Annotated in this window: 21 protein-coding genes and 1 pseudogene; 11 read left to right on the top strand and 11 right to left on the bottom strand. The window is 57.7% G+C overall.

Features of this window, described 5'->3' with window-relative positions; all coding sequences use genetic code 11:
* Positions 1 to 126, top strand: a pseudogene (locus AACT07_RS09825) (metal-dependent hydrolase); the annotation flags it as partial.
* A gap of 544 nt (positions 127 to 670) precedes the next feature.
* Here AACT07_RS09825 and AACT07_RS09820 read toward each other — a convergent pair.
* The 8 genes from AACT07_RS09820 to AACT07_RS09785 form a co-directional block, all read right to left on the bottom strand.
* Positions 671 to 1,783, bottom strand: a complete 1,113-nt coding sequence (locus AACT07_RS09820) for a macro domain-containing protein (protein ID WP_083249950.1) — start codon at positions 1,781 to 1,783, stop codon at positions 671 to 673.
* An 83-nt stretch (positions 1,784 to 1,866) separates the two neighbouring features.
* Positions 1,867 to 2,169 (bottom strand): hypothetical protein, encoded by a 303-nt coding sequence (locus AACT07_RS09815; RefSeq protein ID WP_069527502.1) that lies wholly within the window; start codon positions 2,167 to 2,169, stop codon positions 1,867 to 1,869.
* 1,044 nt (positions 2,170 to 3,213) lie between these two features.
* Positions 3,214 to 4,020: a tryptophan synthase subunit alpha gene (gene trpA / locus AACT07_RS09810; RefSeq protein ID WP_069527501.1), complete on the bottom strand. Its 807-nt coding sequence runs from the start codon at positions 4,018 to 4,020 to the stop codon at positions 3,214 to 3,216.
* Positions 4,017 to 5,210: a tryptophan synthase subunit beta gene (gene trpB / locus AACT07_RS09805; RefSeq protein ID WP_069527500.1), complete on the bottom strand. Its 1,194-nt coding sequence runs from the start codon at positions 5,208 to 5,210 to the stop codon at positions 4,017 to 4,019. Before trpB ends, trpA begins: the two co-directional genes overlap by 4 nt.
* Before the next feature lie 47 nt (positions 5,211 to 5,257).
* Positions 5,258 to 6,766 (bottom strand): bifunctional indole-3-glycerol-phosphate synthase TrpC/phosphoribosylanthranilate isomerase TrpF, encoded by a 1,509-nt coding sequence (gene trpCF / locus AACT07_RS09800; RefSeq protein WP_069527499.1) that lies wholly within the window; start codon positions 6,764 to 6,766, stop codon positions 5,258 to 5,260.
* On the bottom strand, positions 6,766 to 7,794 hold the full coding sequence (gene trpD, locus AACT07_RS09795) for an anthranilate phosphoribosyltransferase (RefSeq protein WP_069527498.1): 1,029 nt from the start codon (positions 7,792 to 7,794) through the stop codon (positions 6,766 to 6,768). The genes trpCF and trpD overlap by 1 nt, the downstream gene beginning before the upstream one ends.
* Before the next feature lie 10 nt (positions 7,795 to 7,804).
* Complete coding sequence (locus AACT07_RS09790) at positions 7,805 to 8,404, bottom strand: aminodeoxychorismate/anthranilate synthase component II (protein WP_005359135.1); 600 nt, start codon at positions 8,402 to 8,404, stop codon at positions 7,805 to 7,807.
* A complete protein-coding gene (locus AACT07_RS09785) occupies positions 8,397 to 10,031 on the bottom strand; it encodes an anthranilate synthase component 1 (protein ID WP_069527496.1) in 1,635 nt (544 codons plus the stop codon). Before AACT07_RS09785 ends, AACT07_RS09790 begins: the two co-directional genes overlap by 8 nt.
* 436 nt (positions 10,032 to 10,467) lie before the next feature.
* Here AACT07_RS09785 and rnm point away from each other — a divergent pair, with 436 nt between their 5' ends.
* The 6 genes from rnm (at position 10,468) to tesB (ending at position 15,650) form a co-directional block, all read left to right on the top strand.
* Positions 10,468 to 11,349, top strand: a complete 882-nt coding sequence (gene rnm / locus AACT07_RS09780) for an RNase RNM (RefSeq protein WP_069527494.1) — start codon at positions 10,468 to 10,470, stop codon at positions 11,347 to 11,349.
* Positions 11,350 to 11,455: 106 nt separating this feature from the next.
* The gene (locus tag AACT07_RS09775; RefSeq protein ID WP_069527493.1) at positions 11,456 to 12,076 is read left to right on the top strand and encodes an L-threonylcarbamoyladenylate synthase; all 621 of its coding nucleotides are present in this window, start codon (positions 11,456 to 11,458) and stop codon (positions 12,074 to 12,076) included.
* Positions 12,069 to 12,938, top strand: coding sequence for a segregation and condensation protein A (locus AACT07_RS09770; protein ID WP_069527492.1), 870 nt, complete (start codon positions 12,069 to 12,071; stop codon positions 12,936 to 12,938). The genes AACT07_RS09775 and AACT07_RS09770 overlap by 8 nt, the downstream gene beginning before the upstream one ends.
* Positions 12,922 to 13,494 (top strand): SMC-Scp complex subunit ScpB, encoded by a 573-nt coding sequence (scpB, locus tag AACT07_RS09765; RefSeq protein ID WP_005350230.1) that lies wholly within the window; start codon positions 12,922 to 12,924, stop codon positions 13,492 to 13,494. The genes AACT07_RS09770 and scpB overlap by 17 nt, the downstream gene beginning before the upstream one ends.
* 134 nt (positions 13,495 to 13,628) lie before the next feature.
* Positions 13,629 to 14,552 carry a 23S rRNA pseudouridine(2605) synthase RluB gene (rluB, locus tag AACT07_RS09760; RefSeq protein ID WP_005347347.1) on the top strand — a complete coding sequence of 308 codons (924 nt, stop codon included), beginning with the start codon at positions 13,629 to 13,631 and terminating at the stop codon, positions 14,550 to 14,552.
* Between the two features lie 231 nt (positions 14,553 to 14,783).
* Positions 14,784 to 15,650 carry an acyl-CoA thioesterase II gene (gene tesB, locus AACT07_RS09755; protein ID WP_005338122.1) on the top strand — a complete coding sequence of 289 codons (867 nt, stop codon included), beginning with the start codon at positions 14,784 to 14,786 and terminating at the stop codon, positions 15,648 to 15,650.
* Positions 15,651 to 15,728: 78 nt separating this feature from the next.
* Here the strand turns inward: tesB and aceK are convergent, their stop codons facing one another.
* Positions 15,729 to 17,456 carry a bifunctional isocitrate dehydrogenase kinase/phosphatase gene (gene aceK, locus AACT07_RS09750; RefSeq protein WP_040065923.1) on the bottom strand — a complete coding sequence of 576 codons (1,728 nt, stop codon included), beginning with the start codon at positions 17,454 to 17,456 and terminating at the stop codon, positions 15,729 to 15,731.
* A gap of 206 nt (positions 17,457 to 17,662) precedes the next feature.
* Here aceK and AACT07_RS09745 point away from each other — a divergent pair, with 206 nt between their 5' ends.
* The 4 genes from AACT07_RS09745 to thrC all read left to right on the top strand — a co-directional run bounded on the left by AACT07_RS09745 (position 17,663) and on the right by thrC (position 23,359).
* Positions 17,663 to 18,367: a tRNA/rRNA methyltransferase gene (locus AACT07_RS09745; protein ID WP_064341568.1), complete on the top strand. Its 705-nt coding sequence runs from the start codon at positions 17,663 to 17,665 to the stop codon at positions 18,365 to 18,367.
* Between the two features lie 263 nt (positions 18,368 to 18,630).
* Entirely contained in the window at positions 18,631 to 21,090 is a 2,460-nt protein-coding gene (thrA, locus tag AACT07_RS09740; RefSeq protein ID WP_069527491.1) for a bifunctional aspartate kinase/homoserine dehydrogenase I, read from the top strand.
* 2 nt (positions 21,091 to 21,092) lie between these two features.
* A complete protein-coding gene (gene thrB, locus AACT07_RS09735; protein WP_069527490.1) occupies positions 21,093 to 22,088 on the top strand; it encodes a homoserine kinase in 996 nt (331 codons plus the stop codon).
* Positions 22,085 to 23,359, top strand: coding sequence for a threonine synthase (gene thrC, locus AACT07_RS09730; protein ID WP_069527488.1), 1,275 nt, complete (start codon positions 22,085 to 22,087; stop codon positions 23,357 to 23,359). Before thrB ends, thrC begins: the two co-directional genes overlap by 4 nt.
* 127 nt (positions 23,360 to 23,486) lie before the next feature.
* On the opposite strand, the gene AACT07_RS09725 is transcribed toward thrC, so the two are convergent.
* Entirely contained in the window at positions 23,487 to 24,662 is a 1,176-nt protein-coding gene (locus tag AACT07_RS09725; RefSeq protein ID WP_139123787.1) for a DUF6602 domain-containing protein, read from the bottom strand.
* Between the two features lie 200 nt (positions 24,663 to 24,862).
* Entirely contained in the window at positions 24,863 to 25,378 is a 516-nt protein-coding gene (locus AACT07_RS09720; RefSeq protein ID WP_069527487.1) for an REP-associated tyrosine transposase, read from the bottom strand.
* Positions 25,379 to 25,918 lie beyond the last annotated feature (540 nt).

Here is a 25,918-nt window from a genome sequence, read left to right as displayed (position 1 = left end):
GTTGCCCCCTTCAAGCTGGAGGCCTATCTCACCGCCCGAGGCGAAGCGGTGATCCTCTCCGAGCTCTACTGGGTCTGGCTGCCGGGGGTTGTATTGATGCTGGGATTGATGGGATGGCGGGCATGATTTTTTTCGAACGAAGTTAACAGTATTTGAGTATATTATTAGCGGTCTCTGCGAACTAAGCAGTATAAATAATAACCTTGTTCTGGCCATATGGAACCGCCACCACCGCCTGTAAAATTCCATAGCTTGTCGTTATGGTATAAGTGGCTTATTAGCTGTGCTTCCATCTCTACGATATGAGTGTATGAACTTGTTTTGTAAAGTAGTTCCATCCTGTCCCAGCAAGGTCCTGAACTCATATATTTATCCCATCGTTTTTGAGGGTTACCAGTTATTCCTATTCGTATCCATGAGTTTCCATTTGCGAGTTGTGTGACTCTACGTTTTAAGTTAGTTAGGAGCTCTTTTGGGTGTCCTGTTTGAATTTTATCTAGTATTATCATTGTGTCTTAAGTCGAGTGTTTTAGCTAAAAAATCAACAAAGGTTAATTCTCCGAGTACTGTGAAGGTACTTTGGGAACCAAAATTGGTGACAGTAAAAGGCAAATTGGAATGTCTTGTTAGATATTTAATTGAAGGTGTAAGTTTGGTGGGTTTTTTAAATCTAATACGCTAGTATAAAGTCTTCGATTTTTCTCTTTATATATATATCGGGAGCTTTTCCGACACGTTTTAATTCAACCATTTGTGCAAAATCAAAGTCACTTATGAAAATAATTATACAACCAGTATCTCTAAATGCTTCTGTTCTAGCTTTTAGCGCGGACTTGGATGGATCAACCCTGCTGGCGATAAAGCCTACTTTTCCTAATGCTTTGTTTTGAAAATATCTGCAAATTTGATTTACTGCGTTTTGGTCTATAGGATTAGTATAATTTTTACACTCAAGTATAATCATTTGTGCTTTATATCTTCCATCAAGAATCTTCCAATATCCTTCTTCAGCATAATTAGGGAATATCGCATCCCTTATTATAAGTCCATTTTCAGTTCCTTCTTGTATTCTTGGTGGTGATAGTGGTGGTGAGAATAAATATTCAAATATTTCAACACTAATATCCTCATATTCTTTCCATGAAGCTTGGCCAGGTAAACATAACTCTAATCTTTTAATCAAATTATGTGTCTCAGAAGAAACATCTTTATGAGAGTCATTAAAGCATTGAGTTTCTCTTATTATACATTGTCTAACTGCTTCTCTAAAAAAAGCAGTAAATCCATCAGGGCGAAGCAAACAAAAGACCACACGTTTAATTTTATTTTCATCAATGCAATCTTGTATTACTGTATTAATCAAAGTTTTTGCGGCTTCATGTACATCAAAATCCATTTCACCTGTACCTAACGCAGGAAATGCAATGCTTTCAACATCATCATTTCTTGCTTGATTCAGACTGTTAAGAACACAATTTATCAAGATCTCTTTAGTAGTTCCTGCTGCACATCGGGAGCTGATCGCATGATAGATTGACTTATAGGATAACTCTCCTGCTCCCGTCACTATTATTGAGCCGGGTTCGACTAAGCCAAGATGATTTAAGACCTCATCTTTAATTTTATTTCCACCGTTATAAATAATAGAACCAGCCACCCCAGTACCAAAATGTAGTCTTTCGCATATTGAATTGACTATAACATCAACATCAATGGTTGTTATATCGGCAAGTGCTATTTCAATAACTGTATTACCAACTATAAACGTATCCGTTAATCTCATTTGCTACTTAAACCTATTAAAATATATTGCAGTAAATTTTTAATGATGCCTAACGTCTGAGTTAGAGCCCGGGCAGAGAAAGGTTATAGCCATGTGATCGGCCCGCGCTGGACGAAGTTTGGTGGGAGATCTATGCCGTTCGCAGAGAGGACTGCCTTAAGCATTTGGCGGGGCGTTTGACGCCAGATCCAGTAGGCTTGCTCAAGACGCGTACCATGGAACATGATGCTGTTCTCAATACCCTGAAAATTCTTGCATGTGTTCAGGTATTGATCGCTTAAGAAGTAGTACTTGTCACACAGGATTTCGCGTTCTTGTGCATCTGAGGCAAGATAGCCAAGGAGTTCAATCATTTCTTCGATGTTCTCGCCTCCTTGCGTGTCCATTCGAAGTCCTAAATCGGGACGTCCGTTAAAAGTTCTATGTATCTTGGAATGGCAGCATTGGCAAAGTGTTATGCCGTTGCCTGTTTCGTATCTTTGTAGTGGCCAGTTTTACTTGACCACTACATTCCTCGTTGTAACTATCACCAAGGAAATCCATATAATCACTCATTACTTTTTTCTCCATGTTACTTCTGTTAAATATGATAATTATTTTCTTATAACTTATGGGCTGTTCTGTAGTTGCTCTCGCTAACAGTGATTAGATAGAAGACGGCACTAATCCGGTAGCAGAGCCTCCCATGTAACACCGTTCTGCCCTGATCTGCTCTGATAGTTGCCACGAAAAAATTAAATATTACCAATCTGACTCTGATACCTGAGCGTATTCGCTAGGTTTCTTCATCGGTGGTGGCCAGACGTCAGCAAGGCTACCGCCCCTGAGTTTCAGCCCCCAGTCTGCTGCTTTTCACCTGCGAGATAGCAACAATTGCTGTCATGACGCTCTCCCTAGTGACGGAGTGTCGATTGCTATCATAAGGAGCCGGATTGAGACATGGAAAGAGGGGGTTGATAGAAATCTGAGCCGGTTCAATTAATTAGTGAGCAACTGCCGTTTCAGTAGGTTGTTAAGTGAGCAAAAATGCGAAAATCCCCCTCACTCCAGCCCTCTTCCAAGGGGAGAGGGGGCATATCTGCTGTTAGACGGGGCTGCGGGTTGGCACGGTTTTGATCCCCCTCTTGTTCGCTGAGGCGAGGCCTCTTGTCCAGGCCGCGAGGCAGGATGCCGAGCGAGCGGCTCTGGAATGGCGAGAGTCTGTCGTCGTGGAACGGACTATTTCCTGCAGTGCAGTGCAGTGCAATGCGCTGTGCTTATTTGTGCCACTGCGTGGCGAAGCCACGCCACCACATCAACACCGCTAACGTTTGATTACGCTTCGCTAATCAGACCTACAGAGGTACCAACCGTTGAAGCCGGATAACAAAAGGGAGCCTATCAGGCTCCCTTTCTTCAGAAACGGCCAATGGCATTTGACCCATGCCGCCTTAACGATTGGTTGCAGCCTTCATCCCTTCCACAAACTCCTTCAGACGAGTCAGCATATGTTCCGGGCTCTGGTGGTGGGTCTCGATGATCTTCACCACAGCGGAGCCGGAGATGGCACCGGCGGCGCCAGCGGCGATGGCTTCACGCACCTGAACCGGTTCGCTGATGCCAAAGCCGAGCAGGGCGGGGGGCGCCTTGAACTCGCGCAGGGTATTGAGCAGCCCTTCCACCGGCATGCCGGCCTTGGTCTCGGCACCGGTGACGCCAGCGCGGCTCACCAGATAGGTGTAACCATTGCCGAGCTCCGCCACCTGTTTCAGGGTCTCGGCGTCGCCATTGGGCGGCGCGATAAAGATGCTGTCGATGCCAAACTTGTCGGCGGCCGCCTTGTAGGGGGCGCACATCTGCACCGGCACGTCGGCAACCAGCACCGAATCCACGCCAGCCTGCTGGCACTTCTCGTAGAAGCCATCGATTTTGCGCACATAGACGAGATTGGCGTAGACCAAGAGGCCAATGGGTAGCTGCGGGTACTTGGCGCGGATGCGGCCGAGCAGCTCGAAGCAGTCGTCCGGGGTGGTGTGGCTGGCAAAGGCGCGCAGAGCGGCGCCCTGAATGGTGGGGCCGTCTGCCACCGGATCGGAGAAGGGAATGCCGAGTTCGAGGGCATCGGCGCCCCCTTCTACCAGCGCATCGACGATGGATAGCGACAATTCGGGGGTGGGGTCACCCAGCATCACGAACGGCACAAAGGCGCCCTGATTAGCGTCGTCCAGACGGGAGAAGAGTTGTGCGTAACGGTTCATGACAAGGTTCCTTCTTTTTCAAAGATGTCGGCAACGGTGAAGATATCTTTGTCGCCACGGCCGGAGAGGTTGACGATGAGCACCTGCTCTTTTTCCGGTTCACTGCGGGCCATCTTGAGGGCGTGGGCCAGTGCGTGGGAGGACTCCAGCGCAGGGATGATGCCTTCGGATTTGGCCAGCTCCTGGAAGGCGTTCAGCGCCTCCTTGTCGGTCACCGAGGGGTACTCGGCGCGGCCGATGGCGGCCAGATGGGCGTGCTGCGGGCCGACGGAGGGGAAGTCCAGCCCCGCCGAAACGGAGTAGGACTCCTGAATCTGGCCCTGATTGTCCTGCATCAGGTAGGAGTGCATGCCAAAGAAGACCCCCTTGCTGCCGTGACCGAGCGGCGCACCGTGCTCGCCACTCTCGATGCCGTGACCACCCGGCTCGACGCCGATAAGGCGCACCGATGGCTCATCGATAAAGTCTGCAAACATGCCGATGGCATTCGAGCCGCCGCCGACACAGGCGATCACCGCATCGGGCAGTCGCTCTTCCTTCTCGAAGCACTGGGCCTTGGCCTCTTCGCCGATCATCTTCTGGAACTCCCGCACGATGGTGGGGAAGGGGTGGGGGCCCGCGGCGGTGCCGAGCAGGTAGTGGGCCGACTCGTAGTTGGCGGCCCAGTCGCGCAGCGCCTCGTTGCAGGCATCTTTCAGGGTAGACGAGCCGGAGTGCACCGGAATAACGGTGGCGCCCATCAGCTTCATGCGAAATACGTTGGGCTTTTGGCGCTCGCAGTCCTTGGCCCCCATATAGACCCGGCACTTGAGGCCGAGCAGGGCGCAGGCCAGCGCAGTGGCGACGCCATGCTGACCGGCGCCGGTCTCGGCGATGATCTCGTTCTTGCCCATCCGCTTGGCCAGCAGCGCCTGACCCAGCACCTGGTTGGTCTTGTGGGCGCCGCCGTGCAGCAGATCTTCACGCTTGAGATAGAGGCGGGTCTTGGTGCCCTTGGTCAGATTGCGGGTGAGGGTGAGCGGAGTCGGGCGACCGGCATACTCGGTCAGCAGGGACTGAAACTCGGCGATAAAGGCCGGGTCATCCTTGGCATCGACGAAGGCCTTCTCCAGCTGGAGCAGGGCCGGGATAAGGATTTGGGGTACATACATACCGCCAAATTCACCGAAAAACGGGTTGAGCAGGGTCATGGCTTCTTCCTTGTATTAGCTAAATCGAAATATCAAAAAGGGTTGCGTTACAGGTTGCGCAGTGCGCCGAAGGCGGCTGCTATCTTGTGTGCATCCTTCTGGCCCGGGGCACTCTCCAACCCGGAGTTGAAATCAAGGCCGAGGCAGCCCACTTGCGCCGCCTGCAGGGCGTTGTCGGGGTTGAGCCCCCCCGCCAGCATCAGCTTGGCTTTATCGAGATGGGCCAGCAGGGCCCAGTCGAACGCCTGACCGGTACCGCCGCTCTGGCTGCCGACTTTCGTATCCAGCAGCAGGCGATCCGCCGGGTAGTCGAGGGCGGGCAGCGGTTCGCCGCTTTCTTTGCCGAGAGAGACGCCTACGGCCTTCCAGATCTGGCAGCCAGCGGGCAGCAGCGGCCGCAGGGTATGGATATAGGCTGCATCCTCATCGCCGTGCAGCTGCACCGCGGCGAGCCCCAGCGCATCCACTGTCTTGGCGATGGTGGCGGGCTGGGCGTTGCGAAATACCCCGACATAGGCGAGCGGCGCGCCCGCCATCACGGCGCGGGCGGCGGGAATGTCAACATAGCGCGGGCTTTTCGCCACAAAGATAAGACCCCCGAATACCGCACCCGCCTGATGGGCAGCGGCGGCATCCTCGGCGCGGGTCAGGCCGCACACCTTGTTCTGACCCAGCACCAGCTTGCGCACAGCCGCCTCCAGATCCGGCTCGGCCATCAATGACGAGCCCACCAGAAAGCCCTTGGCATGGTGGCGCAGATCCGCCACCTGAGCGCGGTGATTGATGCCGGACTCGCTGATCACCACCCGATCGCTCGGAATATCTTTAGCCAGCTGTTTGGTGCGGTTGAGATCGACGCTCAAGTCGCGCAGATCCCGGTTGTTGATGCCGATGACCGGCGCACCCAACGCGATGGCCCGGGTCAGCTCCTCTTCATTGCTCACCTCGGTGAGCACGCCAAGACCCAGCTCCTTGGCCACCGCGAACAGGGCGCGATAGCCCTCGTCGGTGAGCACCGAGAGCATCAGCAGGATGGCGTCTGCCTGATAGTGGCGGGCCAGATAGACCTGATAGGGGTCAATCATAAAATCCTTGCAGAGCACCGGCTGCGATACGCGGCTGCGCACCCGCGGCAAAAAGGCGAAATCCCCCTGAAAGAACTTCTCGTCGGTCAGCACCGAGATGGCGGTGGCGTATTTGCCATAGATGTCGGCGATGGCCTCCGGGCTGAAATCGTCGCGGATCAAGCCCTTGGAGGGGGAGGCCTTCTTGCACTCCAGAATAAAGCGGGTGGAGCCCGCCTTGAGTGCCCCGACGAAATCCCGATCGCTTGGGGTCAGCGCGTTCTGGAAGCTCTCCAGCGGCTGGGCCAGCTTGCGGGCGGCAACCCACTCCTGCTTGGCCGCCACGATCTTGCCGAGAATGGTCTGGCTGATGGAGGGCATGTTCAGAAAAGCATGGGGGGCAATAAGGTCTGACATCTCGTTATCCTTGCGAAACTGGCTCTTGCCCTGCGGGCGTTCTGAATGACTGCTGTGCGACATGGTGGCTGACATCATGCCTCCTGATGGCCCGCTTCCTGATGGCTCAAAGTGGCGAGCCGAGCAGCCAGATCCGCTGCCTTGCCGCTCGCCAGCACCGCCAGCACCTCGGCCGCCGCGCTCTTGAGATCGGTCGCCTTGCCCGCCATCAGCAGCAGCGGCGCCACATTGGCGGCAATGGCGGCGTTGTGAGCCGGAGTGCCACGCCCTTCCAGAATGGCGGCGGTGATGGCGCGGTTCTCTTCAGGCTCACCACCCTGAATGGCGCTCACCGGATAGGTCTCGAGGCCAAAGTCAGCCGGGGTGATCATAAATTCACGGATTTCGCCGTCACGGATCTGGGCCACCTGGGTCGGGCCATGGATGGCAATCTCGTCGAGCCCGGCGCCGTGAACCACCATACCGGTTTTCAGCCCCAGTGCCAGCAGGGTTTCTGCGATGGGGCGCACCAGCTCGGGGGCATAGACCCCCATCAGCTGATAGGTGGGACGAGCGGGGTTGATAAGCGGCCCCAGCACGTTGAACAGGGTACGGGTCTTGAGGGCCTGACGTACCGGCATGGCGTGGCGCACCCCGGCGTGGTACTGGGGGGCGAACAGGAAGCAGATGCCGAGCTCATCGAGGCAGCGGCGCGCTTGCGCCGGGCTCATGTCGAGCTTGATGCCCATTTTGTCCAGCAGATCGCTCGAACCCGACTTGCTCGAAACCGAGCGGTTGCCGTGCTTGGCCACTTTCAGGCCGCAGGCGGCGGCGACCAGCGCCGAGGTGGTGGAGACGTTGATGGTGTTGAGGCCATCGCCACCGGTACCGACGATGTCGCAAAACTCATAATCCGGACGTGGGAAGTCGCGCGCTTCCGCCAGCAACGCTTCGGCGGCGCCAGCGATCTCCTCCGGGGTCTCCCCCTTGATCTTGAGGGCAGTCAGCAGGCTTGCGAGCACGATGGGGTCCACTTCGCCACGTACCACCTGACCGAAGGCGTCGCGGGTACTTTCACGGCTTAGAGACTGACCCTGATAGAGGGTGTTGAGATGTTGATGCATGTTGGTCTCCTTACCGCACGCTGCTTTCTGGACGGGTGATATGGGCGAGCGCCTGGGTCAGCAGACGGGCCCCTTCCGAGGTCATGATGGATTCCGGGTGGAACTGGAAGCCCAGAACCCGCTCATCCTGCTGCTCGATGGCCATGGGCATGCCCTGATAGTGGGCAATCACCGTCAGCTCTTCCGGTACATAGGTGGCGACCAGCGAGTGGTAGCGGGCCACCGGCAGCGGGCTCGGCAGGCCGGCGAAGGCGCCGTGGCCGTTGTGCTCAATCAGCGAACGCTTGCCGTGGACGATTTCACCCGCCGCGCCGACGGTGCCGCCGTAGGCTTCGCACAGAGCCTGATGGCCGAGGCAGATACCGAGGATGGGCACCTGACCACGAGCCAGCTTGATGAGGTCTATCAGGCAGCCCGCCTCGTGGGGGGCGCCCGGCCCCGGCGAGAGCACCAGCACCGCATCCCCTTCACAGGCGGCGATTTCGCTCATGATGCGGCTGGCCGGCAGGCTGTTGCGGTAGATCCGCACCGGATAACCGAGGGAGCGGAACTGGTCGACGAGGTTGTAGGTAAAGGAGTCGAAGTTGTCGAGCAGGAAGATGTTAGTCATGGCTCACGTCCTTATGTTGCTCCTGCTGGGCGCTCAGGGCTTGCAGGGAGGTGCCATGGCTGGCAGCGATGGCGGCCAGCACGGCGGCCGCCTTGGCGCGGGTTTCGTCCGCTTCGGCTTGCGGCTTGGAGTCATAGACCACACCGGCACCGGCCTGCACGTGGGCCACGCCCTCTTTGACAAAGGCGGAGCGGATGACGATGCAGGTATCCATCTCGCCAGCGCCGTTGATGTAGCCGACCGCGCCGCCGTAGCTGCCGCGGCGCTTGCCTTCCACCATGCGAATAAGCTCGCTGGCGCGGATCTTGGGGGCGCCGGTGAGGGTGCCCATGTTCATGCAGGCCTGATAGGCGTGCAGGGCGTCAAGGTCGGAACGCAAGGTGCCGACCACCTTGGAGACCAGATGCATCACGTGGCTGTAGCGATCCACTTTCAGCAGCTCCTTGACGTAGCGGGTGCCGGGCTCCGAGATGCGGGCGATGTCGTTGCGGCCCAGATCCACCAGCATCAGGTGCTCGGCCACCTCTTTCTCATCCTGACGCAGCTCCAGCTCGATGCGGCCGTCGAGATCCCGGTTGATGCTGCCATCGGGGTTGAAACCGCGGCGGCGGGTACCGGCGATGGGGTACATCTCCACGTCGCGGCTGGCGGCGCAGAATTTCACCGCGCTCTCCGGCGAGGCGCCAAACAGGGTGAAGCCCTCATCCTGCACGTAGAACATGTAGGGGCTGGGGTTGGTCTGTTTGAGGCGGCGATAGGCGGCCAGGGGGCTCGGGCAGGGCAGGGAAAAGCAGCGGGACGGCACCACCTGAAAGATGTCGCCACGGCGGATAAAGCCCTTGAGTTTCTCCACCTCGGCGCAGAACTGTTTGTCGCTCTTGTCCACGCTCATGCCGCCGGTCAGGGGCTGGGTGGTCAGCTCGGCGCAGAGGGGTTGCTGGCAAATCTGTTTGAAGTCGGTGAGCCGTTCGGTCAGGCGGGTGTATCTGTCTTCCACCTGGCTTTCGTCGCTGTCGCCGCCAAAGATGCAGGCCAGCAGTTGAGTGGTGCGTTCGATATGGTCGATGGTGATTAGGGTCTCGGCCACATAGAAGCAGTAGTCGGGGCAGTCGTTGCTCCCCTCCGGCACTTCGGGCAGATCTTCAAAAGAGGCGATGAGGTCGTAGGCAAAGCTGCCCGCCATAAAGAGCGCCTCTTTACCCAACTGGCAATCAAGCTCCCGCTGCAGGGTGCGCAGCACGTCGAGCACGCTGCTCCCCTTGAGGCGGGAATCTTCGTCCTGCTCCCGATCGGAGGCCGGGAAGTCGAGCTGCAGCTCGCCATCTACCAGCGAGCGGGCAACCACCGCAGGCAGCCGCTCGGCCAGCAGGCTTTGCAACTGGGCACCGTTGTCATTGAGGCTGCGAACCCGCACGGTGCGACCACGGCACTCGATGCGCAGGCAGGCGTCTACCAGCAGCAGGCTCTGTTTGCCTGCCTTGGAGTCGATCTCCACTGATTCCAGCAGCAGGTTGTTGGGGCGGCCCTGACAGAGGCGGGTATAGAGCGCCAGCGGGTCGGCCACATAGGGGGCGTTGAGCTTGAGGGTATCGAATTCACCCAGAGGAAGGCGATGTGTGGCTGTCATAGTGCGTTCCCTTGCGTGTGATGCTGTTTACCGATGTTCATGACATTGAATTCCTTGAAAATTTAATTGGTCCGGGGTGGCTGGTTCAGGGGCGCCATCGCCAGGTCAGCTTGCTTGTCTGAATTCTCGGTTTCATCACAGGTCCATTTGCCGGATAATAAAAAAGCCCGCTGGGGTCAGCGGGCTTTTTCTTTGGGTTCTTAATTTGCTGTCAGATTACAGGTACAGCAACGACCACACGCCCGCATGTCAGGGAGTGTGCCACCACCAGATGGTCAGGATGGAAGTCGTTTGCATGATAAAGTCCTGTAAAAAGATGTTTGCAATGAAGTGCCTACAGAAAACGATAAAGCCGCGGCCAAGTCAAGTCGCTTTTTAGCCTTCTTTCACCGATTTGCCATGAATGGTGACCTGACCACGAGAGCGGAATAACCTGATGAGATTCGATCTTCACTGCCATACCACTGCCTCCGACGGGGTGCTGAGCCCAGCCGAACTGGTGCGCCGCGCCGCCGAAAAACAGGTCGAGGTATTAGCCGTTACTGACCACGACACCCTAGCCGGGCTTGATGAGGTGCGCCGCACCATCGAAGCCGAGCAACTGCCGCTGCGACTGGTGAGCGGGGTCGAGATCTCCACCGGCTGGGAGCATCACGAAATTCATATCGTGGCGCTGGGGGTGGATGAAAAAAATCCGCAACTGACCGACTTTCTGGCCGGTCAGCTGGCCCGTCGCGAGGCGCGCGCGCTGGAAATCGGGCGTCGTCTGGAGAAGTGCCTCATCCCCGGCACCTATGAAGAAGCCAAGGCGCTCGCCGGTGACGCCGCCGTGACCCGCGCCCACTTTGCCCGAGTGCTGGTGGCACGCGGGGTGGCCGACAATATGCAGAAGGTATTCAAAAAGTACCTGAGCCGTGGCAATAAAGGGTATGCCCCGGCCGAGTGGCCCGAGATGAGCGAAGCTATCGCGGCCATTCATGCCGCCGGTGGGCTGGCGGTGCTGGCCCACCCCAGCCGTTACGATCTCACCGCCAAGTGGATCAAGCGGCTGCTGGTGGCCTTCAAGGCGGCAGGTGGGGATGCCATGGAGGTTTCGCTGCCCCAGCAGAGCCCACAGGAGCGGGCCAATCTGGGCCAGTGGGCCAAGGAGCACGACCTCTATATCTCGGTGGGATCGGATTTTCACTTCCCCTCCAAATGGACCGAGCTGGGCCGCCACCTCTGGCTGCCCAAAGAGGGAATGCCCGTCTGGTTGGCCTATCCCGGTCACTTTGGGCTCACCACCGAACAGCATGCCGAGCTGCTGGCAAGCCGGTAACGGCGCCAGCGAAGCAGCCACAAACAGGTTAAGGTAGTGTCATGGGTCTTTGACCCGTGACCATACGAGCGGGCAGGTATTGCTGCCCCCATTGCGAGAACAAGCTATGAGTCAGCATTTTTACGTACATCCGGAAAACCCCCAGGCCCGACTGATCGGTCAGGCGGTACAGATCATCCAGAACGGCGGCGTCATCGTCTATCCGACAGACTCCGGTTATGCGCTGGGTTGCCAGATGGGTGACAAGGGCGCGCTGGAGCGTATCTGCCGCATCCGTCGCCTCGACGCCAACCACGACTTCACCCTGGTGTGCCGCGATCTCTCCGAGATCGCAACCTACGCCAAGGTCGACAACAGTGCGTTTCGCCTGATCAAGAACAACACCCCGGGTGCCTACACCTTCATCTTCAAGGCGACCAAGGAGGTGCCGCGCCGCCTGATGAACGAGAAGAAAAAGACCATTGGTATCCGTATTCCGGACAACAAGATTGCCCAGGCGCTCTTGGAAGCACTCGGCGAGCCGCTGCTCTCCACCACATTGATCCTGCCGGACTCCGAGATGGCCGAGTTTGACCCGGAAGAGATCTTCGACAAGCTGGGCAAGCAGATCGATCTGGTGGTCAACGGCGGTTATCTGGGCGAGCAGCCCACCACAGTGGTCGATTTCTCTGACGACGAGCCGGTATTGCGTCGTCGCGGTGCCGGAGACCCGACCCCGTTTGAGTGATGTCGCTGAACCGGTGACAGTCCCTTCCGCCGAGACGGGGACTGGCGCCGCGCTACCCATCGCGAAAGTCCTGGGGCAGCCCTATCACGAGCTGCCCCAGGACCTGTTCATCCCGCCCGATGCGCTGGAGGTGTTCCTCGATACCTTCGAGGGACCGCTGGATCTGCTGCTCTATCTCATCAGGCGCCAGCAGCTCGATATCCTCAACCTGCCGATCCTGCAGATCACCGCCCAGTACATGGAGTACGTGGAGCTGATGCAGGGGCTCAACCTTGAGCTGGCGGCCGAATATCTGCTGATGGCGGCCTGGCTGGCGGAGATAAAATCCCGCCTGCTGCTGCCCAAGGCGCCGGAGCTGGAGGATGAAGAGGAGGGGGAAGACCCGCGGGTGACCCTTATTCGCCGCCTGCAGGAGTACGAGCGTTACAAGGTAGGTGCAGAGAGGGTCAATGAGCTGCCACGGGTGGAGCGGGAGATTTATATCGCCGCTGCCTTGCCCCCCGATTTTGGCGCCCTCAAGCCACTGGCGCCCGATGTTTCGCTGGTTGAGCTCGCCCTTTACATGCAAAGTGTGGTAAAACGCGCGACTCATTTCGAACATCACCAGATCCGCCGCGAACAGATCCCGACCCGGGTGCGCATGGCGGAGATCCTCGCCATGCTCACGCTGGGCCAGACCCTGCGCCTTGAGCAGGTGCTGCGCTCCGAAGAGGGGCGCATGGGGGTACTGGTGACGTTTCTGGCCCTGCTGGAGCTGTGCAAGGAGCAACTGATCTGGATCCTGCAGGCAGAACCGCTGGGACCAATTCATTTCGCATTGGCCGAGCAGAGCGAGGAGGGCAACCGTGGCGCTGCCCACTGAACGACTCAAGACCCTGATCGAAGCGGCGCTGTTTGTGGCTGGTCGTCCGCTCAATGTCAGCGAACTGAAAAGCAGCGTGCTGGCGGATTATCCGGTGACCAGTCGCTATGTTCAGCTACTGTTGGCCGAGATCAGGCAAGATTACAGCTCGCGGGGCGTCGAGCTCAAAGAGGTCGCCTCCGGCTGGCGCTTTCAGGCGCGTCAGGAGTATGCCGAGGAGCTCTCGCGGCTCTGGAGCGAGCGGGCGCCGCGTTATTCGCGCGCCGTGATGGAGACACTGACCCTGATCGCCTATCGCCAACCCATCACCCGGGCCGAGATCGAAGCGATCCGCGGGGTGGCGGTGTCGAGCCAGATAGTGAATACCCTGAAAGAGCGTGGCTGGGTGCGCAGCATCGGCCACAAAGAGGTGGCCGGTCGCCCCGAGCTGCTCGCCACCACCAGAGAGTTTCTGGATTACTTTAATCTGCAGAGTCTGGAGCAGCTCCCCGAGCTGGATCCTGAGCTGCAACCCCTGTTGCCCTCTGCGGTGGACGGGGAGAGCGATGCCCGGTGAATGGCGCCCAAGCGTGCAGATGTCACCGAGATATACATTTTTCAACTGCGGCGAGTGCTCCAACCGGCGTTTGTTACAGTTAACCCTGTTGCCCCTTTTACCAGTGGGCAGCGATCAACAATCAGGTAACCCCGATGAGTGAAAAACTGCAAAAAGTGTTGGCCCGCGCGGGTCACGGCTCCCGTCGTGAGATGGAGGCCCTGATCACCGCAGGTCGGGTCAGTGTGGATGGCAAGGTCGCCACACTGGGGGATCGCGTCGAAGTGAACGCCGTGATCCGGGTGGATGGTCACCAGGTCAAGACCCGTGCCGCAGAGGAAGTGATCTGCCGCGTACTGGCTTACCACAAGCCGGAAGGGGAGATGTGTACCCGTCACGATCCGGAAGGTCGTCCCACCGTGTTTGATCGTCTGCCCAAGATGGAAGGTGCCCGCTGGATTGCGGTCGGCCGCCTCGACGTCAACACCTCAGGTCTGCTGCTGTTCACTACAGACGGTGAGCTGGCCAATCGCCTGATGCACCCGAGCCACGAAGTGGAGCGGGAATACGCGGTCCGTGTCTTTGGCGAGATCACCGAAGCCATGCTGCAGCGTCTGCGCAAGGGCGTGCAGCTGGAAGATGGCACCGCCAAGTTCAACAAGATCAAACCGGCTGGCGGTGAGGGTCTGAACCAGTGGTTCAACGTCACCCTGACCGAAGGTCGCAACCGCGAAGTGCGCCGCCTGTGGGAATCCCAGGAAGTGCAGGTGAGCCGCCTGATGCGTATCCGCTACGGCGATGTCAAGCTGGACCGCGGCATCCCGCGCGGCGGCTGGCAAGAGCTGAAACTGCCGGAAGTAAACTACCTGCGCGGTCTGGTCAACCTGCCGCCGGAGACCGAATCCAAGGTCGATCTGCAGCAGGATGGCAAAACCAGCCGTCACAAGCAGGCCGCCCAGATCCGTCGCGCCGTGCAGCGTCACAAAGAGATGCAGGGCAAAGAGCCGCGTGCTCGCGCCACCACCGCCCGTCGCAAGCCGCAAGCCTCGACCCGCAACTCCGGCACCGGCAGCAAGTAAGCCGATAACCCGTTGCGAACTGTGTGCCGTCAAAGAGCGCGCAGTCGGCCAAGCAAAGGCCCGCACCAACTGGTGCGGGCCTTTTTGTATCAACTCCCCTGGCTGGCAAAAGGGTGGTTGGTGAGACGTTGAGGGGCATTTCTGTCGTCTGTTTGCCCGCAGACTCGCCGCTGCGGTTGCTCTGCTCCGGTGAGCTTGTTAGCCTGTGCGGCTCTGATAGAGGAGTGAACGATGAGCAAGGTACTTGATGAGCTGCTGGCGTTGCTGGCGCTGGAAAAAATCGAGGAGGGCCTGTTTCGGGGCCAGAGCCAGGATCTCGGTCTGCGGGCCGTGTTTGGCGGACAGGTAATGGGGCAGGCCTTGTCAGCTGCCAAGCAGACGGTCGAGACCGGCCGTCAGGTTCACAGTTTTCACTCCTACTTCCTGCGTCCGGGGGATGTGACCCGTCCCATCGTCTATGACGTGGAGAATATCCGTGACGGCCAGACCGTCTCCACCCGCCGGGTCAAGGCGATTCAGGGCGGCAAGCCCATCTTCTATCTCAACGCCTCGTTTCAGGTGCCGGCCGACGGCTTCGAGCATCAGGCGCAGATGCCCACCGGCATCACCCCGCCGGAGGAGCTCAAGAGCGAGCTGGAGCTGGTGCGCCCCTACGAGAACCTGATCCCGGCCTCCCTGCGCGACAAGATCCTCTGCGAGCAGCCCATCGAGATGCGCCCGGTGACCCTGGTCGACCCCATTCGGCCGACGGTGCAGGATCCGGTGCGCCACGTCTGGTTCAAGGCCAACGGCCAGATGCCGGACGATCTGCGGGTGCACAAATACCTGCTGGCCTACGCCTCCGACTTCAACTTCCTGCTTACCTCGCTGCAGCCCCACGGGGTGTCCTACTGGGAGCCGGATATGCAGGTGGCCACCATCGACCACTCCATGTGGTTCCACCGGGATTTCCGCTTCGACGACTGGCTGCTCTACGTGGTAGACAGCCCGAGCGCCAGCAGCGGTCGCGGTCTGGTACGCGGTCAGTTCTTCACCCGCGACGGGGTGCTGGTGGCGAGCACCATGCAGGAGGGGGTGATCCGCCGTCGCGGCAGTTAAGGCGCAAAGCGGATAGCAAAACGGGGTGGCTTGGGCCACCCCGTTTTCGTTGCTGCGATGTGCGCGGGCGCTGCGGGATCAGCCGCCGCGCTGGTACTTGAAGCGCTTTTTGCGCCGGTAGGGATAGACATCCTCGAACACCCCCACCTTGATGTTGCTCTGCAGCATCTTCCAGTAGTTGGCGTCGAACATCTCCTTGTGCAGCTGCAACATGATCTCCCGCACCTGCGGCTTTTGCAGCAGGAAGGTGGCGAACTCCTCGGGGAAGATATCGTTGGGGGCCACCGAGTACCAGGGCTCGGCGCTCCACTCATCCTCGGGGTAGCGCGGTGGCGGGATCTGGCGGAAGTTGCACTCCGTCATGTAGCAGATCTCGTCGTAGTCGTAGAAGACCACCCGGCCGTGGCGGGTGACGCCGAAGTTCTTAAACAGCATGTCCCCCGGGAAGATGTTGGCCGCCGCCAGCTGCTTGATGGCGTTGCCGTACTCCTCCAGCGCGAGGCGGGTCTGCTGTTCATCCGCCTTGTCCAGATAGAGGTTGAGGGGGATCATCTTGCGCTCGGTATAGAGGTGCTTGATCACCAACTTGTCGTCGCTGATGGTGAGTGCCGAGGGCGCCACCGTCTTGAGCTCGGCAAGGAGCTCGGGTGAGATGCGGTCCAGCGGAAACTCGAAGTTGGTGAACTCCTGGGTATCGGCCATGCGGCCAACCCGATCGTGCTGTTTAACCAGCCGGTACTTTGCTTTCACCTGCTCGTGGCTCACATCCTTCGGGGGAGTGAACTCGTCTTTTATCACCTTGAACACCACATCGTAGGAGGGGAGGGTGAACACGCTCATCACCATCCCCTTGATGCCGGGAGCGATGATGAACTGATCCCGACTCTGTGCCAGATGGTGGCGGTAGTGGCGATAGAGCTCGGTCTTGCCATGTTTTTGGCAGCCGATGGCGTTGTAGATCTCGTAATCGGGCTTGTGGGGCATGATCTGGCGCAGGAAGGCGACAAACAGTGCTGGTTCGCGGGCATAAACCATGAAATAGGCGCGGGCGAAGCCAAACACGATGGAGGCGAGATCCGGCTCGAAGATGACGGTATCCACATAGATGCTGTGGCCGGTGCTGAGCAGGGGCAGGATAAAGGGGAACACCTGATCCCGGGCCCGGATCAGTCCCACCAGATAGGCCCCCTTGTTGCGGTAGAACACCTCTTTCAATAGCTCGATGGCAAACGGCTCGTCATGGATAATTTGCGGGCCGTTCTCCGCAAGATGGCGGTGGATGTCGACAATATCTCGCTGCTTGTCCTCGTAGGGGAGGGTGAAGCTGTAATCCCCCAAAAGCTGGCTCAAGGTCTGCGGCAGATGGGCGAGATCGGTGCGATAGATCCGCAGCAGGGCGCTCAGGTCCGGTTTTTCGCCACGGCTGACAAAGGGGTGGATATAGAGGTTCTCGTCGCGGATATTGCGATGGCGAAAAATCCGGCGATAGACGGAGTTGAAGAAGGATTCCGCCACCTCGAAGTTGTCACAACGGGGCAGCAGATCGCTGAAGGCGCTTTTGACCCGCTTGAGCAGCTCCTGGGTGGCGTGGTGCTCCCCCATCATCTGGCGGATGGAGCTGGCGGTGGCCCCCACATGGTGGTCATAGAGGCGAATTCGCTCGCGCCCGGCGAGCTGCACCCCCAGCCAGTCACTGTTCTCGAAGCGGCTCTTGCTGCCCTGGGTTATCTCGAGAAAGCGGCTGTAAAACGACTCGAACCGTTGCAAGATGGTCTCGGCGACGGCCTGTTCCAATGGCTGCTGCATCTCTCTCTTCCTTGTGATCTGTCGGGCCGATAGCGCGAAGGATTGGGTGTAATTTGTTCACACGTCTGGCCACTATCGCAACATTCAAACGTCTGTTCAAGTGGCAATTTTCGGGGATAAACGGTAGATTGCGCCCCTGTTTTGGTGATGGTTTAGCGACTGTTTGCTGTCTGTTTGAGAGGCCGTCCGGCCTGTGAGGAAACCCGATGAAGCTCTATTTTGTCCTGGTGGCACCTGCCCGACCTGCGAACGTGGGGGCGGCAGCCCGCGCCATGAAAACCATGGGATTCGATGCCATGCGACTGGTGGCTAGCCGGGTACACGAAGAGGAGGAGGCGAGCTGGGTGGCCCACGGTGCCCAGGAGATCCTGACTCAGGCCGAAGCGTTCGACACCCTGCCCGAGGCGCTGGCGGACATGGATCTGGTGATCGCCACCACCGCCCGTGAACGCGGCCGTTACCAGCACTACCTCACGCCGGGGGAGATCCGCGAGCAGATCCGTAGCAAGCCTTCACTCAACAAGGTCGCCATCGTTTTTGGCTGCGAGGAGTCGGGACTCTCCAACGAGCAGCTGGCCGAGGTCGACCTCATCAGCTATCTGCCCCTCAAGGTGAGCTACCCCTCTCTCAATCTGGGGCAGGCGATCATGCTCTACGCCTACGAGATGAGTCAGCTGATGGATGAGCTGAACGCCGACGGCGCCGCTGCGGTAGCAGAAAATTTTGATAATGCCGGGCAGGTTCGGGTGCTCAAAAGCAAAACAGCAGAATTGCTTGGTGAACTCGGAGTTTCGCAGGATGAAAAACTGCATCAATGGGTGATGGACCGGGTACCCATGCTGCCGCAGCGGGATTTGAACATGCTCCACCTGCTCTGCAAAGACCTTGCGCGCCGATTTGGGCGTGAGTAGCGAAGAGGTTTAAGTTGACAGCCCAAGGCCAGCCGCGGTATTGCTAAAAGCCAGCTTCGTCAACGAGTGTTCGTCATGCAGTTATTCACCAACGTCATCACCACCACCATTATTACCGGTACCACCACAGGTGGCACTGGGGCCGGTTGATGCGCTGACGAACAAGCACAGAAATCAGAAAAGGCCCGTACCCACCCAGTACGGGCCTTTTTGTTGGATTGGTTTTTAGATTGAATTTCATAGATTTACAGGGAGAGAAAGCGATGAGAGTGTTGAAATTTGGCGGGTCTTCACTGGCCGATGCAGAGCGTTTTTTACGGGTGGCCGATATCGCGGTCAACACCCACGGCCAATCTCAGGTAGCCCTGGTGCTCTCTGCACCTGCCAAGGTGACCAATCATCTGGTGGCGCTGGTGGAGCAGACCAGCCGTGGCATGGATGCCAGTTCCACCCTGTTTGAAGTCAACGGCATCTTCTCCCGCCTGCTGGCCGGGTTGAAGGCGGCCTATCCGGCGCTCGATGACAAGGCGCTGCTGGCCCGCCTCACCGCCGAGCTGGATCAGGTGGAGCGCCTGATGCAGGGCATCCGTCTGCTGGGCCTCTGCCCGGACAACGTGCAGGCGCGCATTCTGAGCCGTGGCGAGAACCTCTCCATCGCCTTTATGCACGAACTGCTGCGGGTGCGCGGTCTGGATCTGGAGCTGATCGTACCGGAAGAGCTGCTGGTCACCGACGGCGGCTATCTGGAAGCCCATGTCGATATCGAAGCCTCCCGCCTGCGCTTTGCCGCCAAGGGGCTGCGTAGCGACTGTCTTTACCTGATGCCGGGCTTTACCGGCGGCAGCGACAAGGGCGAGACCGTGCTGCTGGGCCGCAACGGCTCCGACTACTCCGCCGCCGTCTTGGCTGCCTGTGTCGATGCCGAGTGCTGCGAGATCTGGACTGACGTCGAAGGCTGCTACAGCTGCGACCCCCGTCTGGTGCCGGATGCCTACCTGCTGAAAACCCTCTCCTACAAGGAGGCGATGGAGCTCTCCTACTTCGGCGCCAAGGTGCTGCACCCGAAAACCATCGCGCCGGTGGCCCAGTTCCATATTCCCTGCCTCATCAAGAACAGCTTCAACCCGCAAGGGCCGGGCACCCTGATCGGCCCCGAGAGCGGCGACGATGACCTGAAAGTGAAGGCCATCTCGGATCTCTCCGGCATGTGCATGTTCAACGTCTCCGGCCCCGGCATGAAGGGGATGGTCGGCATGGCCGGTCGCATCTTCTCCGCCGTCTCCCGCGCCGGGGTCAGTATCGTGCTGATCACCCAGTCATCCTCCGAGTACAGCGTCAGCTTCTGTATCCACAGCTACGACCAGGATAAGACTCGCAAGGCGCTGGAGCGCGAGTTCGAGCTCGAATTCAAAAACCAGCTGCTGGAGCCGCTGGATATCATCAGCGATCTGGCGATCATCTCCCTGATCGGTGACGGCATGCGCACCAGCAAGGGGATGGCGGCCCGCTTCTTCACCTCGCTGGCGCAAGCCTCCATCAATATCGTCGCTATCGCGCAGGGCTCTAGCGAGCGCTCCATCTCCGCGGTGGTGCGGGATCGCAAGGTGGCGGAAGCCATCAAGGCGTGCCACCAGAACTTCTTTGGCAGCCAGCAGTTTATCGATCTCTTTGTGGTCGGGGTCGGCGGCGTCGGTGCCGCGCTGGTAGATCAGATTGCCCGCCAGCAACCGGTACTGGCCGAGCAGGGCACTGGCCTTCGCGTGGTCGGCATCGCCAACAGCCGCCAGATGGCGGTCAACAAGGATGGCCTGAACCTCGCCAACTGGCGCGAACAGTTGGCGGAAGCCCGTGACAGCTTCTCGCTGGAAGGGGTGAAAAAGCTGGTGGAAGATAGCCACATCATCAACCCGGTGATCGTTGACTGCACCTCCTCCGAGGCGGTGGCCGTCCAGTATGCCGACTTCCTCGCTGCCGGTTTCCATGTGGTTACTCCCAACAAGAAGGCCAACACCGGCTCGCTCGATTACTACAAGGCGCTGCGCCGCACCGCCCGCCAGACTCGCCGCAAGTTCCTGTACGAGACCAACGTGGGTGCTGGCCTGCCGGTTATCGAGAACTTGCAGAACCTCATCATGGCCGGTGACAAGCTGCGTGCCTTCGACGGCATCCTCTCCGGTTCGCTCTCCTTTATCTTCGGCAAGCTGGACGAGGGGATGGCCTTCTCCGAGGCGACCAAGATCGCCCGCGGCAACGACTTTACCGAGCCGGATCCCCGCGACGATCTGAACGGCATGGATGTGGCGCGCAAGCTGCTCATTCTGGCCCGCGAAGCCGGCATGGCGCTGGAACTCTCCGATGTGGAAGTCGAGCAGGCGCTGCCGCCGGGCTTTGACGTCAGTGGCGATGTAGAAGCCTTTATGGCCCGTCTGCCCGAAGCGGACGGCTGGTTCCGCGACCAGTTCGCCGCCGCCCAGCGTGAAGGCAAGGTGCTGCGCTATGTGGGGTCGATTGAGGGTGGCAAGTGCAAGGTCGCCATCAAGGCGGTCGGTGCCGACGAGCCGCTGTTCAAGGTCAAAGACGGGGAGAACGCGCTCGCCTTCTTCTCCACCTACTACCAGCCGATCCCGCTGGTGCTGCGCGGCTATGGCGCCGGTACCGAAGTGACTGCGGCGGGCGTCTTTGCCGACGTGCTGCGCACCCAGAACTGGAAGCAGGAGTTGTAAGCATGAGTTCAGACATGTACCCCTCTTATATGACTGAAGGCGGCAGCGTCGTCGCCTACGCCCCCGCCTCCAGCGCCAACCTGAGCGTGGGATTCGATGTACTGGGGGCGGCGCTCGCCCCCGTGGATGGCTCTTTGCTCGGCGATCGGGTGCAGGTAAAAGCGGCTGACGTGCCGTTCGCCCTCTCATCCGTGGGCCGCTACGCCCATAAGCTGCCGGACGATCCGAAAAAGAATATCCTCCATGACTGCTGGGTGGCCTATGGCGAGGCGCTGGAGAAGCGCGGCCTTAAACTCCAGCCGCTCGAGATGGTGCTGGAGAAGAACCTGCCGGTGGGCTCGGGTTTGGGTTCCAGCGCCTGCAGCGTGGTGGCGGCCCTTGAAGGGCTCAACGCCTTTCACGGAGCGCCGCTTAATGAACACGACATGCTGCTGCTGATGGGGGAGATGGAGGGCAAGATCTCCGGCTCTGTTCACTACGACAACGTGGCCCCCTGTTATCTGGGCGGCATGCAGTTGGTGCTGGAAGAGCACGGCGTTATCAGTCAGGGTATTCCGGTGTTTGATCAGTGGTACTGGGTGGTCTGCTACCCGGGTACCGTGGTCTCGACCGCCGCTGCCCGCGCCATTCTGCCGGCCCAATATCGCCGTCAGGATTGCCTCACCTACGGCCGTCGCCTGGCCGCCTTTGTCCACGCCAGCTACACCGGGCAGGAGGGATTGGCTGCCAGCGTATTGAAAGACGTGATTGCCGAACCCTACCGCGCGGCGCTGATCGAAGGCTTTGCCGAGGTGCGTGCCCAGGCGGCCCAGAACGGGGCGCTGGCTACCGGCATCTCCGGCTCCGGCCCCACCGTGTTTGTGGTGATGAAGGATCTGGCGCAGGCCGAGCGAATGAAAGATTGGATGGAAGCACATTTCGTGCAGAACGAAGATGGATTTGCCCGGGTCTGCAAACTGGACATGGCCGGGGCACGGGTAACAGGAAGCGAGCTATGAATCTCTACAACATCAAGGACAACAGCGAACAGGTGAGCTTTGCGCAGGCGGTGCGTCAGGGCTTGGGTCGCGAACAGGGGCTCTTCTTCCCCGAACAACTCGAACCGCTGGCCGATGTGGATGCCCTGCTGGATCTGCCGCTGGCCGAACGCTCCGCCCGCATCCTGAGCCACCTGTTGGGGAACGAAGTGCCCGCAGCGAAAGTGAGCGAGCTTGTCAACGCCGCCTTCACCTTCCCGGCGCCGCTGGTCAAATTGAAAGACGGCACCTATGCCCTTGAGCTGTTCCACGGCCCGACCCTGGCATTCAAGGACTTCGGCGGTCGCTTTATGGCCCAGTGCCTTGCGGCGTTCAGAACAAATGACAAGATCACCATCCTCACCGCCACCTCCGGCGATACCGGCGCCGCCGTGGCCCACGCCTTCTACGGGCTGGAGGGGATCGAGGTGGTGATCCTCTATCCCAAGGGCAAGATCAGCCCCTTGCAGGAGAAGCTCTTCTGCACCCTCGGCGGCAATATCCGCACCATCGCCATCGACGGCGACTTCGATGCCTGTCAGGCGCTGGTAAAACAGGCCTTTGACGACGAGGCGCTGAAAAAGGCGATTGGCCTCAACTCCGCCAACTCCATCAATATCAGCCGTCTGCTGGCGCAGGTTTGCTACTACTTCGAAGCGGTAGCCCAGCTGCCGAAAGCCGATCGTGCCAAGGCGGTGATCAGCGTGCCGTCCGGCAACTTTGGCAACCTCACTGCGGGCCTGATTGCCAAGGCGCTGGGGCTGCCGGTGAAGCGCTTTATCGCCGCCACCAACGCCAACGACACCGTGCCGCGCTACCTGAAAACCGGTCAGTGGGAGCCGCACCAGACAGTGGCCACCCTGTCGAATGCCATGGATGTCAGCCGCCCCAACAACTGGCCACGGGTAGAAGAGCTGTGCCGTCGCAAGGGCTGGGCGCTGGAGACCTTAGGTTCCGGCATGCGTGACGACGCCCAGACTCGCGCTGCCCTGAAACGGCTGCACCAGCTGGATTACCTGTGCGAGCCCCACGGCGCCATTGCCTGGGATTTGCTGGGGGAACAGCTGGCCGAGGACGAAGTGGGGGTGTTCCTCTGCACCGCCCATCCGGCCAAGTTCAAGGAGTCGGTAGACGAGATCCTCAATCTCGATGTACCGCTGCCCGGCCCGCTCGCTAAACACGCCGACCTGCCGCTGCTCTCCGTTAATTTGCCTGCGGAGTTTGCCCGGTTAAGAGCGTTTCTGCTGGCTTGAGCCTTGGCCGCGAGCTAACCGATAGAAATAAAAAACCCCCGGTAACGGGGGATTTTTATTTCTGAGTTGGTAAAGCTGGATCAGCGAGTGTGTAAATGGTGGGTATCCCAGAATATTTGAAATATTTTCACCTTGACATTAATTCATCAACTGTAAAGTCAGGGTTATCTTCAAAATCGGATTCACTAAGATCACCCATGTCCACAGCATATCGTTTTCCGTCTATTTCTATACCGTAAGGCTGAAAAGTTTGCTTGTCTCCAGTCGGTAGTCCATTTTCATCCCACACAACTTGAAGTGATGGTTTTTTCAAAGGGTTGTATTCATAGACAGTAGAACTCAAATCGTAAATTTTTTCAGCGCCAATGGGTAAGGCCCCAAGGTGATTAATAAAATGCTGCTTCAAAGTTACTGGTTTTGATTCAGCAACAATTTTCTCGATAAACTTCTTCGTTAAGCGTTTTACTGAACTCTCCGAGCCTTCATCTACCTTTCTAATCATAAGTCGGTCATGTTTCCTAACTTTGAACTCGCCGACCTTTGACGGCATTTCAAAATACGAATGAAGGTCTAATGGTTTCTGAGTAATTGTATTTAGCTCATCTAAGAGTTGCATATAGAACCGAAGTAAAGTGTGGCGACCTGTTTTACGTTCATTTGCCACCTCATCAACAGACTCGGGTAAAGTATATTTATTAAAATTGTTCCTCAATTTTCCTGACGGACCGACTATCCCTAGTCCTAAAACCACCACAAAGTCTGGTCTCAAGCTTATGTCTTCTAATTGACCATCGAGCTCTTTAACTTGTTTCGCGATTGCCGAAAGGCTGCGATTTGCAGCATATGCGAAAATCGCAGTCACAGGGGTAACTGGTGCTAAACCCACTTGCATGCCTGGATTCGGGCTATGTGAGAAATTTTGTTTAGAAGCGATTTTCTTTAAGCTAACAATATTTTGATATGCATCTTTCAGCTCTGCACTATCCAAATGAGACTTCATACTTATTGCGCCGAAGACACTTTCGATTGGGTAGAGAGAGTGTGATTGTGACTTGAGAAACAAAGGGCAATGATCTTTATCATATATAACAATATCAAGCTCTCCACTTACATCATTATTAGATGATATTACTTCCCCTCTTCCTGTGCCGTATTTGTTTGGTAAGTAATCACGAAGAAAATCTACAAATGCATCTTCTCTATTGTCACCTTTGCCACCATGATGATTTATTTGCACACTTTGCTGAAACTTAGCAGTTAGCCCAAGGCTAACTGATTCAAATATTTTTCTTAAATCCATCATTTCCTCGTGAAAACCAGCCCGTATGTTGGGCTAAATCTCGTAGGTTGGTGCTGAACGAAGTGAAGCCCAACGTTGACCGAGAAAGCTAAATTCGGTTTTTGATTTTATATGTTCAAAATTCATCTTGTTTGGGAAATCATATCTCCCATTTGTTGGGCTTCGCTGCGCTCAGCGCCAACCTACAACAAATCCCAAGCCGATTATTCCCGACCCGAATCACTATTAATGGCCCAATCTGACCCTATCCATCCTGCGGCGATATGGCGATGAATGGAGGAGTAAGGCCAATCGACAGGTTTGGCACAATAACCATGTTTGACCGGATTGAAATGGATGTAATCGACATGGGCTTGCAGATCCTTGTCATCCCGGATCAGATGCTCCCAATAACGGCGTTGCCAGATACCTCGTTCCCGTTTTCTGAGTCGGCTCTCTCGTATCCGCTCTGTTTTGGCAATGCCCCGTGAAAAGCCTGCCTTGATCAGAGACCAGCGCATGGGATAGCCACTGTCACCCGGCGGTAGTTGCCATATGGCATGGAGATGATCCGGCATCACCACCATGGTAATAATCTCGAAGGGGTGTTGCTGTTTGACGTGGCGGAGCACTTCACGCAGCAGGTCGATATGACGTACCAGCAGATCCTGCTTTCGGTCAGCCAAGTTGACGGTGAAGAACCAACATGCCCCACTGGTTGTTGCTCGGCGATAGCGCATGGTTCTCCTTTCCGGAAATATCCAGTCTGTTCGGTTGCACCGAATGGCCACCAACTGACCGAGGGCTCGCATGTTGGGCTTCGCTGCGCTCAGCGCCAACCTACGAACTTCATCAATCACTGTTCAAAACCCACGCTACCGCCCGTGGATTACAGCTTCCAAAATGCTCCATTAACCAGCGGGGGCAGCAGCCCATCGCGGATGAATAGGCACCGGATGGATATGTTAAGCCAATCGAATCTGGCCGTACCAGTCAAAAAATGACGTAAGTATCAGTAATGACTGATTTTTTGCGCTGGCTCAACAAATCGCCCTGATCGGGCACCGGATTCCCATGGCCCTTGATTTTATTGGGGTTGGCGGGTGTGGGTTGGAATTGGGGGGCTGGCTTGCCGCTAAGGAGGGGTTGGCGGGGGCAATCCCGCTCCGCCAATCGGCGCTATAGTGCGGGCGATGGTTGCCCTGTGCTCCGTGTCCCAGGGTGGCGAGGCGGGGGATCTGCGGCAACAATCAGCTGTTGCAATCACAGCCATTTGCAAC

It is taken from the genome of Aeromonas sp. ANP5 (assembly GCF_963870295.1).
GTDB classification, from domain to species: Bacteria; Pseudomonadota; Gammaproteobacteria; order Enterobacterales; family Aeromonadaceae; genus Aeromonas; species Aeromonas veronii.
Note: the sequence above shows the minus strand (reverse complement) of the source record. Positions and strands in the feature narration are given on the sequence as shown.